The organism is Pseudomonas lactis, from assembly GCF_001439845.1.
Lineage (GTDB): Bacteria > Pseudomonadota > Gammaproteobacteria > Pseudomonadales > Pseudomonadaceae > Aquipseudomonas > Aquipseudomonas lactis.
This window is the reverse complement of sequence record NZ_JYLO01000011.1, coordinates 63,637-76,063: the sequence shown is the minus strand read 5'-3', so window position 1 is coordinate 76,063 and position 12,427 is coordinate 63,637. Positions and strand designations below refer to the sequence as shown.

16 protein-coding genes are annotated in these 12,427 nt (G+C 60.3%); 6 read left to right on the top strand and 10 right to left on the bottom strand.

The annotated features are described in order from the left end of the window. Window positions 1-82 precede the first annotated feature (82 nt). The 4 genes from TX24_RS19970 to TX24_RS19955 form a co-directional block, all read right to left on the bottom strand. Window positions 83-901 carry a M48 family metallopeptidase gene (locus tag TX24_RS19970; protein WP_003188628.1) on the bottom strand — a complete coding sequence of 273 codons (819 nt, stop codon included), beginning with the start codon at window positions 899-901 and terminating at the stop codon, window positions 83-85. A gap of 120 nt (window positions 902-1,021) precedes the next feature. After that, window positions 1,022-1,642 (bottom strand): SOS response-associated peptidase, encoded by a 621-nt coding sequence (locus TX24_RS19965; protein WP_003188626.1) that lies wholly within the window; start codon window positions 1,640-1,642, stop codon window positions 1,022-1,024. 36 nt (window positions 1,643-1,678) lie between these two features. After that, complete coding sequence (locus tag TX24_RS19960; protein ID WP_003188624.1) at window positions 1,679-1,939, bottom strand: putative signal transducing protein; 261 nt, start codon at window positions 1,937-1,939, stop codon at window positions 1,679-1,681. Between the two features lie 11 nt (window positions 1,940-1,950). After that, complete coding sequence (locus tag TX24_RS19955) at window positions 1,951-2,133, bottom strand: CPXCG motif-containing cysteine-rich protein (protein ID WP_003188623.1); 183 nt, start codon at window positions 2,131-2,133, stop codon at window positions 1,951-1,953. A gap of 132 nt (window positions 2,134-2,265) precedes the next feature. Here TX24_RS19955 and TX24_RS19950 point away from each other — a divergent pair, with 132 nt between their 5' ends. Then, window positions 2,266-3,429, top strand: a complete 1,164-nt coding sequence (locus TX24_RS19950) for a 1-acyl-sn-glycerol-3-phosphate acyltransferase (protein ID WP_003188622.1) — start codon at window positions 2,266-2,268, stop codon at window positions 3,427-3,429. Between the two features lie 164 nt (window positions 3,430-3,593). On the opposite strand, the gene TX24_RS19945 is transcribed toward TX24_RS19950, so the two are convergent. Beyond that, complete coding sequence (locus TX24_RS19945) at window positions 3,594-3,851, bottom strand: hypothetical protein (RefSeq protein ID WP_003188621.1); 258 nt, start codon at window positions 3,849-3,851, stop codon at window positions 3,594-3,596. A gap of 182 nt (window positions 3,852-4,033) precedes the next feature. Here TX24_RS19945 and TX24_RS19940 point away from each other — a divergent pair, with 182 nt between their 5' ends. Further along, window positions 4,034-4,243, top strand: a complete 210-nt coding sequence (locus tag TX24_RS19940) for a hypothetical protein (RefSeq protein WP_003188620.1) — start codon at window positions 4,034-4,036, stop codon at window positions 4,241-4,243. A gap of 60 nt (window positions 4,244-4,303) precedes the next feature. On the opposite strand, the gene TX24_RS19935 is transcribed toward TX24_RS19940, so the two are convergent. Further along, window positions 4,304-4,888, bottom strand: coding sequence for a YajG family lipoprotein (locus TX24_RS19935; protein WP_003188618.1), 585 nt, complete (start codon window positions 4,886-4,888; stop codon window positions 4,304-4,306). A 181-nt stretch (window positions 4,889-5,069) separates the two neighbouring features. Between TX24_RS19935 and TX24_RS19930 the strand changes: the two genes are divergently transcribed. Together TX24_RS19930 and mqo are read left to right on the top strand one after the other, a co-directional pair. Next, complete coding sequence (locus TX24_RS19930; RefSeq protein WP_003188617.1) at window positions 5,070-5,303, top strand: hypothetical protein; 234 nt, start codon at window positions 5,070-5,072, stop codon at window positions 5,301-5,303. Between the two features lie 727 nt (window positions 5,304-6,030). Beyond that, window positions 6,031-7,539 (top strand): malate dehydrogenase (quinone), encoded by a 1,509-nt coding sequence (mqo, locus tag TX24_RS19925; RefSeq protein WP_057710936.1) that lies wholly within the window; start codon window positions 6,031-6,033, stop codon window positions 7,537-7,539. Window positions 7,540-7,654: 115 nt separating this feature from the next. Here mqo and TX24_RS19920 read toward each other — a convergent pair whose 3' ends face one another. From TX24_RS19920 to TX24_RS19910, 3 genes are all read right to left on the bottom strand, one after another. Beyond that, window positions 7,655-7,942: a PA4642 family protein gene (locus tag TX24_RS19920; protein WP_017845962.1), complete on the bottom strand. Its 288-nt coding sequence runs from the start codon at window positions 7,940-7,942 to the stop codon at window positions 7,655-7,657. 196 nt (window positions 7,943-8,138) lie between these two features. Then, complete coding sequence (locus TX24_RS19915) at window positions 8,139-8,606, bottom strand: WbuC family cupin fold metalloprotein (RefSeq protein ID WP_003188613.1); 468 nt, start codon at window positions 8,604-8,606, stop codon at window positions 8,139-8,141. 3 nt (window positions 8,607-8,609) lie between these two features. Continuing rightward, on the bottom strand, window positions 8,610-9,167 hold the full coding sequence (locus TX24_RS19910; RefSeq protein WP_003188610.1) for a hypoxanthine-guanine phosphoribosyltransferase: 558 nt from the start codon (window positions 9,165-9,167) through the stop codon (window positions 8,610-8,612). 164 nt (window positions 9,168-9,331) lie between these two features. Here TX24_RS19910 and upp point away from each other — a divergent pair, with 164 nt between their 5' ends. After that, on the top strand, window positions 9,332-9,970 hold the full coding sequence (upp, locus tag TX24_RS19905; protein ID WP_003188608.1) for a uracil phosphoribosyltransferase: 639 nt from the start codon (window positions 9,332-9,334) through the stop codon (window positions 9,968-9,970). Window positions 9,971-9,972: 2 nt separating this feature from the next. After that, window positions 9,973-11,247, top strand: coding sequence for a uracil-xanthine permease family protein (locus TX24_RS19900; protein ID WP_003188606.1), 1,275 nt, complete (start codon window positions 9,973-9,975; stop codon window positions 11,245-11,247). Between the two features lie 127 nt (window positions 11,248-11,374). Here TX24_RS19900 and hisC read toward each other — a convergent pair whose 3' ends face one another. Beyond that, a complete protein-coding gene (hisC, locus tag TX24_RS19895) occupies window positions 11,375-12,427 on the bottom strand; it encodes a histidinol-phosphate transaminase (RefSeq protein WP_057710935.1) in 1,053 nt (350 codons plus the stop codon).

Sequence of the window (12,427 nt, the reverse complement as noted above, 5' to 3'; positions counted from 1 at the left end):
CTCACCGGCGCCGCGTTTATTCAGGCAACACGCGTTATCGCTGACGTTTCTCGCGAGCAAGCTCGCTCCTACACGGCGTCGATCAGGACTTCTTGGCCTGCTGGTAGAGCGGCATCACCTTCGGAATCGCCGCCTGCAACGACGCGATGCGGCTGTCGGAAGCCGGGTGTGTGCTCATGAATTCCGGTGGTGCGCCTTCCGAAGCCTTGGCCATCTTGTTCCACAACGTGATGGCCGCGTTGGGGTTGTAGCCAGCGCGGGCGGCCAGTTCCAGGCCGATCAGGTCGGCTTCGTTTTCATTGCTGCGGCTGTTGGGCAAGGTCATGCCGTAGTTGGCCACGGTATCGGCCAGTGCCAGGCTGTCCTGGCCGAGACCGAATATTGCCCCGGCGCCCTGCTTGGCCATCTGGATACCGTAAGCCTTGGACATGGCTTCGCGGCCGTGTTCACGCAAGGCGTGGGCGATTTCATGACCCATTACCGCAGCCAGTTCGTCATCGGTGAGCTTGAGGTTGTCGATCAAGCCGCTGTACACCAGGATCTTGCCGCCAGGCCCGCAGTTGGCGTTCATCTCATCGCTTTTGATCAGGTTCACGTCCCAGTTCCACTGGGCGGCATCCGCGCGGAAAGTCGGCGCCTGGGCGATCAGGCGCTTGGCAATGGCCTGCACGCGCTTGGCGTTGGCGCTGCTCTTGTCCAGCACCCCTTTGCTGCTGGCTTCACCCAGGGTCTGCTGATAAGACTGGGCATACATCTGGTCGACTTCCTGACTCGACAGCATGCTGAACATGTACTGCTTGCGCTCTACCCCAACGGCGCCGCCGCTGGTGGTATTGACCGACTGACAACCCGCCAGCAGCATCGCTGCAACCAAACCGCTTACCACCAATGACTTCTTCATGAACACGCTCCCTGAAAACATGGCGCGTATCGTAGGCGGTCATTTGTATCTGCGCCAGATACACCAGACGTTTAACCGCTGAATTTCAGATACATCCGAACGTGGAACGACTGACAAAGCTCACGCCGGGGTCAGGCATTCCGGCCCGTTGAGCTTCGGATCGTTGACCATATTGGCCAGTACCCGCTCGCGCAACGCAGCAGGCTCAGCCGCCAGCATGCCCTGCAGCACATGAAGCGGTGTCGCGGGGTCGAGCCAGGCGGCCTGCCCTGCCGCGTCCAGGATCAATGGGCGCCGCTGACTCTGTGCCGCCTGGGTGACCACGGCCGTGCTCAGCCATACCTGCTCCTGCACCGGATACGCTTCCCAGATCGCGGCAAAGAATAGCGTTGAGCCCTCCCCCGGTGTGAGCCAGTACGGGCGCTTGCGCTGGGTGCCGCGCCATTCATAAAAGCCATTGGCGGGCAGCAGGCAACGGCGCTGGCGGAATGCTTCTCGGAACATCGGCTGTTCGGCCAGGGTTTCGGCGCGGGCGTGAGCCGGGGTGCGCGACAGGTCGGTGAGCCAGGGCGGCGTCAGCCCCCAGCGGGCACGCGCCAGGGTGAGCTGGCCCTCGCTCAGACGCTGGATCAGCACCGAATCATTGGGGGAAATGTTCCACTGGGCCTGCTGATCAGCGGGGAAGCCGGGCAAGGCAGCAAAGGCAGGGTTCCAGCGAAACAGGGCATAACGTCCACACATGGGGCAACACGACTCTTGGGTAAACCGACCGACAGCCTAACAGACCAATACGTCGGGGAAGCTGTCGGGTTCGTCGCCGGGCAACGGTTGTGCGCCGATATAGGCAGTGATCAGCTCGCGGGCGCTGGCGGCCTGGTCATTGTCGACCTCCAGCCCCAGCAAGCCGAATATCGGCAACTCGCCCGTGCCGCCGAGCAGGTGGCGCCCCACCAAATGCGCCTCGATGCCTTCACTGGCAAGCATCTGCTGCAGCAGCTCGCCCTCCATGAGGTTTTCCGGTTCGTAGATTCGCTGCATGGGCGTACCTGTTATTCATTTTCGCTGCGGGTTTCAAGCATCCACTCTTCACCATGAACTTGCAGGTCGAACGTGATCGGCCGGCAACACACTTGGCAGTCTTCTATATAGGTCTGGTCCCCGCCAGACAAATCCACTGTTGTCTCGACCGCTTCGCCACAATAAGGACAATCGTACATCGCAGTTTCCAGCATCGCAGTCTCCAAGGTGACTTGTGCGTATAATCGCCGGTCTATTTACAGGGCTATTTCCGGCAGAGCCAGTTTACTCACGCCGCCCCTGCTATTTCCTTTACTTACCCTAGCCGTTTCTAACAAGAGAGCATGATGGGCGAATTCGATACCATCCGACCTTACAACGACAGCGAAGTCCCGGCAGTGCTGGCGCGTCTGTTCAGTGACAAGGCCTTTCTGGACATCCTGACCCACTTCCGCTTCCCGCGCTTTGCCGGCGCCCTGGGCTGGCTGCTCAAGCCGATGATCGCGCGCAAACTGCGCCGCGAGTTCGCGGGCGTCACCACCGTGGCCACGCTGCAAGACAAAGTCGAGTACTACGTCGACCACACCATCGACCGGGCGACCGACGGCGTGACCTATACCGGCGTCGAGCAGCTGAAATCCGGTACCGCCTACCTGTTTCTGGCCAACCACCGCGACATCGTGATGGACCCGGCCTTCGTCAACTATGCCGTATACCACGCCGGCCTGCCGACGCCACGCATCGCCATCGGTGACAACCTGCTGCAAAAGCCGTTTGTCAGCGACCTGATGCGCCTGAACAAGAGCTTCATCGTGCACCGTTCGATCACCGGGCGAAAGGAGAAGATGGCGGCTTACAACCTGCTGTCGGCCTACATCAACCATTCGATCCGCAACGACTGCCAGTCGATCTGGATCGCCCAGGCTGAAGGCCGGGCCAAGGATGGCGATGATCGTACCGAATCGGCGATCCTCAAGATGTTCCACGTCAGCCGCAAGGACGAGCCGTTCGCCGAAGTCATCCAGTCGTTGAACCTGACGCCGGTGTCCATCAGCTACGAGTACGACCCTTGCGATGCCGCCAAGGCCCGCGAGCTGTATATCCGCGCCACCACCGGTACCTACAGCAAGGCACCGGGCGAGGACGATGTGAGCATTGCCCTGGGCATTACCGGCTATAAAGGCCGGGTGCACGTGAACTTTGCGCCGCCGATCACCGAGCGCTTTGAAGACACCAAGCTGCTGGCGGCAGAAATGGACCGGCAGATCCTGGGCGGCTATCGCTTGTTCCCGGTGCACTACCTGGCGTACGCGCAGTGGAGTGATGCCGACCCGCAACTGCAGGTGCCCAAGGCCGCGGACGTGTTCCCGGCCGATGAGCTGGCCAAGGCCAAGGCGGAATGGGAGCGGCGCTTGAACGATTGCCCGGCGGAGCACCGGCCTTACCTGGTGGTGCAGTATGCGACGCCGGTACGCAACCAATACCGAGTCAAGGCTGGGATCCCCCTGTAACAGTGAGCCCACAGGGGATATGTGGCAGGCGCTGATTCTGCCGGCAGTACATGGCCAGTGTGGGAGCTGGCTTGCCTGCGATAGCGGTGGTTCAGTTAAAGATCCAGTGGCTGATACACCGCCTTCGCGGGCAAGCCCGCTCCCACATTTGACTTGCAGTAGCCTTAAAAGCGAGTGCTGAGCCAGGAGATGGCCAGGGCCAGGCCAAGGCAGGCGAACCCGACGCGGTACGCCAGGCGATGCGCCCGTTCGGTGCGCGTATCCAGAAACAGCATCGGCTGGTCGATAGCGCGCTCTTCGCTGCGCAGGGCCAGGTCGGCCATCGCACGCTGTGCATGCAGGCGGGTGATGAACAGCACCCAGGCGCCCGAGCAGGCAACCAACAGGGCAACAATATTAATGAGCAGTGCGGGCAGCGCCATCGCAAACCTCGGTGAACCAGTGTTCGGGTATCAGTCCAGATACACACCTGAACGACAGTCGCCTCCTGCGCCTTTAATGCTCCTTCCCCATGGACGGCTAATGTATCCAGTAATTTACGCCGTCACCTGAACGTCACCTTAACAAGCCACTCTGTTGCCCTTCGACGCTTGAGGAGCTTGTCATGTTGCATGCGCAAAACCAGGATCGGCTGTACCTGATCGCCCAGAGCGAGGAACAGGAGGCGCTGATCGGCAGCCTCGCGTTCAACGTTCAGGACCGCCATTGGCTGGTGTATTGCGCCCTCGGCGGGCATCAGCATGCCGACCTGCCGGAGCTGGACTTGCTCACCGGCGTGAGCATGCTGGACTTTTATGTCGATACGGCCGCCTGACCAAACTACAGGCACAAAAAAACCGGGCTCAGTGATGAGCCCGGTTTTTTTATAAGCGGCTTATTGCGCGCTGAGCAGTTGACCGATGCTTGGGTCCTTGAACAGGCGGGTCAAGGCATCGCTGAGCACGTCGCTGACCAGCTTGGTGTTGGTTTCCTGGTTGGGAGACATGCCGAAACGCTGGTTGAGCGAGGCAGCGTAGCGGCCACTGTAGCGGCGAGTACCGGCGCTGACGTCAGACTTGAAGGTGGCGCCGATGGAAGCCTCGGTCACGTACAGGCCGTCTTTGGGCGACTGGTATTTCAGCTCGGCCAGGGTCACGGTCAGTTGCGGCACGCCTGGCGAGTTGGTCGGCGTAAAGCCCAACAAGCGCACAGCAGCTTCAGCCTGGGCCTGCAACTTGGGCAGCACATCCTGGCCGTTCACCGAAATCAGCGCGGTCTCAGGGTACAGGCCGCCACGTGAACCCAGGGTTGGCGACGGGCGACCGTCGACCACGCGCACCGACACCGGCTGGCCGTGGCCTACCGCAGCCAACGGCGCAGTGACTTTAGGTTGCGGGCTGAGTTGTTGCGGGCTGTTGGCGCAGCCGACAAGGGTCAAACTGGTCACAGTGATCAAACCGAACAACAGGCGTTGCAACATCGCATTTCTCCAGGACTAGGTGCAGACAGGTCGCCAGTATAACGGGGCACGTGCGCCACTCACCAGCGATCCTGAACGGCGGCTGAAGCCCTGTGCAAATTACAAATTCGCATAAATTCGTCACTCCAGTGTCATGCCACACTGGCAACCTTCAAGCATGTAACACACCAGGTACACAGCCATGCGCCTTCTCAAGACCCTGTTCATGTCGCACGCCCGTCATCGCCACTTTGCCCTACTCGACGCCCACGGTCATTGCCTGGCCTTCAAGCAGTGCAGCCTGCCGCCCGTCGGTGAAGGCTGGGTGGAAGTGACCGAGACTCACCTGGGCTGGATGCACCGCCCACTGCCCGCCAGCGCCCGGGTCAGCCCGCAGGTTTTTCGCCCACGGCACCGGCAAGCGTTGGCCTCCTGACCGGCGCCCTAATAAAAGTCATAAAACACGCCCATTTCCCTGGCGTTCTTCGCTACAATCTCCCCCCGATTATAAGGACGTCTCCTGATCGGGCCTCGCAGCATCGTTAATGCCCAGGCATTAGCCCCCAAATCGCCCACAGAGAGCCGCCCACACAGATCGAGTGAAGCTGGCGTGCTTGCTGTTTCCTTTGCAAACCACCCCGTCTTTTATCGAATCTGCCAGAGCTGCCATTGCGCTCGGCCACTTGAGTTGTTTGCCCGTTTTGCCGCGTGTCGGCAGAGATTTGCGGGCCAGGTGCCAGGCTGGGGCAGCCCTTTTTTGAGGTTCACGTCTTCAAAAGAGCGTGAAAAAACGGGTTTTCACAACTTCACAAGAGTGTGGCGAGCAAATGAATAGTTTGGCGTTTGTACAAGCACCATCAGCGTCTGGAACAGCCCAATTACACAGGACCGAGCACGCCTCAAAAACCGGAGCTTGAGCCTGTCCGCTACGGATTGGTTGCACGAATCGCACGCTTTGACCATAAGTCGAATTGCCACAGGCGCCCATGAATGCGTTCATAGGCAGATTAGCCCGGCAGGAAGCGTGTGCTGAAGTTGCAAAGAATTGCGAATCGGACATGGCGATCCTGGCCATGGGTAACCTGGGGCAACACGTGAACCGCCCCGTCACTCCTGGCAGCCATGCCGACAATTTGGTGCTGCAGATTTTGGAGACGCGTTAAATGGCGCATAACGAAGCAGTCGACGTAGTACTGGTAGGGGCCGGCATCATGAGTGCCACCCTGGCCGTACTGCTCAAAGAGCTCGACCCCGGCCTCACGCTGGAAGTCGTTGAGCTGATGGATTCGGGTGCCGCGGAGAGTTCCAACCCGTGGAACAACGCCGGTACCGGCCACGCGGGGCTGTGTGAGCTGAACTACACGCCGCAGGCCGCCGATGGCTCCATCGACATCAAGAAAGCCGTGCACATCAACACCCAGTTCGAGGTGTCGAAGCAGTTCTGGGCTTACCTGACCAAGAAGGGCACCTTTGGCTCGTCCAAGTCGTTCATCAGCCCCGTGCCGCACCTGAGCTTCGTGCAGGGCGACAAAGGCGTGTCCTTCCTCAAGAAGCGCTTTGAGACCCTCAGCCAGCACCACGCGTTTTCGGACATGCACTACACCGAAGACCGCAGCGAAATGGCCGAGTGGATGCCGCTGATGATGCCGGGCCGCCCGCTCGACGAAAAAATCGCCGCCACCCGCGTGATGAACGGCACCGACGTCAACTTTGGCGCGCTGACCAATCAGTTGCTCAGCCACCTGACCAGCTCGCCGGACGCCCAGGTCAAGTACTGCAAACGCGTGACCGGCCTCAAGCGCAACGGCGCGGGCTGGACCGTGAGCATCAAGGACGTCAACAGCGGCAACAGCCGTGACGTCGATGCCAAGTTTGTGTTCCTCGGCGCTGGCGGTGCGGCGCTGCCGTTGCTGCAGGCCTCGGGCATCGAAGAAAGCAAAGGCTTCGGCGGCTTCCCGGTGAGCGGCCAGTGGCTGCGTTGCGACAACCCGGAAGTGGTCAAGCAGCACCAGGCCAAGGTCTACAGCCAGGCAGCCGTGGGCTCGCCACCGATGTCCGTGCCACACCTGGACACCCGCGTGGTGGATGGCAAGAAATCCCTGCTGTTCGGGCCATACGCCGGCTTCACCACCAAGTTCCTCAAGCACGGCTCGTTCCTTGACCTGCCGATGTCGATTCGCGCCGGCAATATCGGCCCGATGCTGGCCGTGGCCCGCGACAACATGGACCTGACCAAATACCTGGTCAGCGAAGTGCGCCAGTCCATGGAACAGCGCCTGGAATCCCTGCGCCGCTTCTACCCCGAGGCGAAAGCCGAAGACTGGCGCCTGGAAGTGGCCGGCCAGCGCGTGCAGATCATCAAGAAAGACCCGAAGAAAGGCGGCGTGCTGCAATTCGGCACCGAGTTGGTCGCAGCCAAGGACGGTTCGCTTGCGGCGCTGTTGGGTGCCTCCCCAGGCGCCTCGGTGACCGTCTCGATCATGCTGGAGTTGATCGAGCGTTGCTTCCCGCAGAAAGCTGCCGGTGAATGGGCCACCAAGCTGCATGAGATCTTCCCGGCGCGCGAGAAAGTGCTGGAGACGGACGCCGAGCTGTATCGCAAGATCAACACGCAGAACAACATCAGCCTGGAGCTGGTGGAGCAAAGCAACGAGACTGAAAGCTACGCGTGAGGTCGTGACGCAGAGCGTCACAGAATGCATTCCCACGCAGAGCGTGGGAACGAGCGCGAAAGCCAAACGCCCCGGTCTCTCATGAGGCCGGGGCGTTTTTTTGTGGCTCGGATAATCAGCCGCGGGCGTTGTCGATCAGCTCGATGTATTCGGCGGCGTTACGCTGGTCCTTGATCAGGTCAACGAAGGTCTGGCCATGCTCATCCTTGCCATCCAGGTCCAGGCCTGCTGCCTTGAAGAACCCCAGGAAACGCTCGAAGTCGTCGATACGCAGGCCGCGATAGGCCTTGATCAGTTTGTGCAGGGACGGCGACGTCGCATCAACCGGCTCGAAGTCCAGGAACAACTTGATCTGGTCGTCACCGATTTCGTCGCCAATCACCTGTTTCTTATCTTTACGCATTACCGACTCCAGCCTGCAGACATTTACACGGGGCTAGAAGTCTACCTGCGCGACGCCGGATGTGGGAGGGGGCTTACCCTAATACCTGTAGGAGCGAGCTTGCTCGCGAAAAACTCAAAGGCGCCGCGTTTATTCAGGAAGCACGCGTTATCGTTGACGTTTTTCGCGAGCAAGCTCGCTCCTACGATTTCAGTGTTCAGTCGAACTGGGCAAGCATCCAGCGGTGATACTCCGCCATCCCCACCTCGCCTTCACGAGGCGCCCAGCTTGCCAGTTCGCCATCGCCAACAGGACGATAAGGGCCTGCTTTGCATTCAAACATGATGCTGTCTGGCTCCAGCACCACCAGGCCATGAAAAACGCCGGGCGACAGGTCGACGCCCTGGCATTCCCCGCCCGCTTCCAACACACGCTTGCTCAACACTTTGCCCGTCTCGCTGAAAATCAGGATTCCCAGACGCCCTTTGAGCACCAGCAAGGTCTCGGCCTTATCGGCGCTCAGGTGACGGTGAGGCTGCACATAGGTGCTGGGCTGCAAACCCACCGCCATGCGATGACAAGGCTCTTGCATCTCATGGAAGTTAACGTTTTGACGGCCACGGGGATTGGCGGCCGCTTTCTCGGCCAACTCGGCAAACAGCGTCTGATCAAGAAAGCGGGCCATCGATTACATTCCTTTAACGGCGTAGATGCCATTGGCGTTACGCCAGTAGCCCTTGTAGTCCATGCCATACCCGAAGATATAACGGTCGACGCACGGCAACCCGACAAAGTCAGCTTTCAGCTCTGGGCGGGCCTTGCGGTCGTGGTCTTTGTCGATCAGCACGGCGGTGTGCACTTTGCGTGCGCCGGCATGTTTGCAGAAGTCGATGATCGCACCCAGGGTGTGACCTTCATCGAGGATGTCATCGATGATCAGCACATCGCGGTCGATGAACGACACTTCCGGCTTGGCCTTCCAGAACAAGTCGCCACCGCTGGTCTCATTGCGATAGCGGGTGGCGTGCAGGTAAGAGGCTTCCAGCGGGAACTGCAGGTGAGTGAGCAATTTACCGGCGAAGATCAGGCCACCGTTCATCACGCAGAAAACCACCGGGTTGGTGTCGGCCATTTCGCGGGTGATGTGCGCGCCGACCTTGGCGATCGCTGCTTCGACTTGCGCTTCGGTGTACAGGCAGTCAGCCTCGTGCATGATTTGACGGATATGCTCGAGATCAGCAGACATGGCGCTCTCCAAGGGGGTGCTGTGGCAAGAAAAGCGGGCGAAGGTACGCTTCTCGTGCGCTCCAATCAAGCCTTTATGGACTAACGTACTTGATGTCTATAGGACAACACCCTCGGATAGATTAATCTAGGCCGGTTTTTTTGCCCGCCGCCGGAGCCTTTCCTATGCCCACTCGCGAGATCCGCCACCCGCTGATCCGACACAAACTCGGCCTTATGCGCCGTGCCGACATTAGCACGAAGAACTTCCGTGAGCTTGCTCAGGAAGTCGGAGCGTTGCTCACTTACGAAGCCACCAAGGATTTGCCCCTGGAAACCTACGAGATCCCCGGTTGGGCCGGCCCCGTACAGGTGGAGAAAATCGCCGGTAAGAAAATTACCGTCGTCCCTATCCTGCGCGCCGGTATCGGCATGCTTGAAGGTGTACTCAGCCTGATTCCGGGCGCCAAGGTCAGCGCCGTGGGCGTGGCCCGCAATGAAGAAACACTGCAGGCCCACACCTACCTGGAAAAACTCGTCCCGGAAATCAACGAACGCCTGGCCATGATCATCGACCCGATGCTCGCCACCGGCAGTTCCATGGTTGCCACCATCGACCTGCTGAAAAAAGCCGGTTGCCGGGACATCCGCGCCATGGTGCTGGTGGCCGCGCCCGAGGGCATCGCCGCCGTCGAGAAGGCCCACCCGGATGTACAGATCTACACCGCGTCCATCGATGAGCGCCTGAACGAACACGGCTACATCATCCCGGGCCTGGGCGATGCCGGTGACAAGATCTTCGGCACCAAGCAGAAGGACGCGTGAGCATGCAGGATGAATTCAACGACCCGCTTTGGCGCCAGATCCTGTCTGGCGCACAAATGCTCTTCGTAGCATTTGGCGCGTTGGTGTTGATGCCGCTGATCACAGGTCTTGATCCAAACGTCGCGCTGTTTACCGCAGGCCTGGGCACGTTGCTGTTCCAGGTGGTGACAGGGCGGCAGGTGCCGGTGTTTCTGGCATCGAGCTTCGCGTTCATCACTCCGATCATTCTCGCCAAGGGCCAGTTCGGCCTGGCGGCGACCATGGGCGGCGTGATGGCGGCGGGTTTCGTCTATACGTTCCTGGGCCTGGCCGTGAAGGTCAAGGGCACCGGTTTTATCGACCGGCTGCTGCCGCCCGTGGTGATTGGCCCAGTGATTATCTCGATCGGCCTGGCCATGGCGCCGATTGCCGCCAACATGGCCATGGGCAAGTCCGGCGACGGTGCCGAGTTGATCCATTACCAAACGGCGATGCTGATCTCGATGCCAGCACTGCTCACCACTTTGATCGTGGCCGTGTTCGGCAAGGGCATTTTCCGCCTGGTGCCGATCATCTCCGGCGTGCTGGTGGGCTTTGCCATGTCGTTCTACTTTGGTGTGGTCGACACGGCTAAGATCGCCGCCGCACCGTGGTTCGCCCTGCCCCACTTCACCGCGCCGGAGTTCAACTGGCAGGCCATCCTGTTTATCGTCCCGGTGGCCCTGGCCCCGGCGATCGAGCATATCGGGGGTGTGATTGCGGTAGGCAGCGTGACCGGCCGCGATTACCTGAAAAAGCCTGGCCTGCATCGCACGCTGCTGGGTGACGGTATCGCCACCACGGCTGCCGGCATGTTTGGCGGCCCGCCGAACACCACCTACGCCGAAGTGACCGGCGCCGTGATGCTGACCAAGAACTACAACCCGAAAATCATGACCTGGGCGGCAGTGTTTGCCATCAGCCTGGCGTTCATCGGCAAGTTCGGCGCGCTGCTGCAGAGCATCCCGGTGCCGGTGATGGGCGGGATTCTGTGCCTGCTGTTCGGCTCGATTGCCGCGGTGGGGATGAACACGCTGATTCGCCACAAGATCGACCTGGGCGAGGCGCGCAACCTGGTGATTGTGTCGGTAACGCTGGTGTTCGGGATTGGCGGTGTGCTGGTGGGTACCGGCACCGGCCCGGATGATTTCGGCCTCAAGGGCATCGCCCTGTGTGCGGTGGTGGCAATTGGTTTGAACTTGCTGCTACCGGGCAATGATGGCTGGAAGAACAAGAAGCCGGATGAGCCGCTGCTGTAACTGACTAAACGCAAATCAGTGTGGGAGCTGGCTTGCCTGCGATAGCGGTGTATCAAACGACAGATAGGTCGACTGTTACACCGTCATCGCAGGCAAGCCAGCTCCCACATTTGATTTTCAGCGTCTGTTAGAGCTCACCGAGCCCGTCGATCAGCGCCTGGTTCTGCTCCGGCGTCCCGATGCTGATCCGCAGGAACTGGGCAATCCGCTCCTGCTTGAAGTGCCGCACAATCACCCCTTGCTCACGCAACTTGGCGGCCAGCCCTGCAGCGTCATGCCGCGGGTGACGCGCGAAGATGAAGTTCGCCGCCGACGGCAACACCTCAAACCCCTTGCTCTCTAATTGCGCGACGACCTGGTTGCGGCTGTCGATCACCCACTGAGTGGTCCTCTCGAAGTATTCACGGTCGTCAAACGCGGCCGCCGCGCCAACAATCGCCAACCGATCCAATGGGTAGGAGTTGAAGCTGTTCTTGACCCGCTCCAGCGCCTCGATCAGCTCTGGGTGGCCCACGGCCAGGCCCACACGCAAACCGGCCAGTGAGCGCGATTTGGACAGGGTCTGGGTCACCAGCAGGTTCGGGTAACGGTCGACCAGGCTGATGGCAGTTTCGCCACCGAAGTCGATATAGGCCTCGTCGACCACCACCACCGAATCCGGGCTGGCCTTGAGGATCTGCTCTACCGCGTCCAGCGCCAGTACGCAGCCGGTGGGCGCGTTCGGGTTGGGGAAGATGATCCCGCCGTTGGGCCTGGCGTAGTCAGCGACGCGAATCTGGAACTGCTCGTCCAATGCCACCGCGTCGAACGTGATGCCGTACAGGCCGCAGTACACCGGGTAGAAGCTGTAGCTGATATCCGGGAACAACAGCGGCAGATCGTGCTGGAACAGGCCATGGAAGATGTGCGCCAGAACTTCATCGGAACCGTTGCCGAGGAACACCTTGCCGGCGTCGATCCCGTAATACCTGGCCACGGCCTGCTTGAGCAGGTCGCTGTTGGGGTCCGGGTACAGGCGCAAGTTGTCGTTCAACTCGGCCTGCATTGCCGCCAGCGCCTTGGGCGATGGGCCGTAGGGGTTTTCATTGGTGTTGAGCTTGACCAGCTTGGTCAGCTTCGGTTGCTCACCGGGTACGTAAGGCACCAGGTCCTTGACGAAAGGGCTCCAGAATTTGCTCAT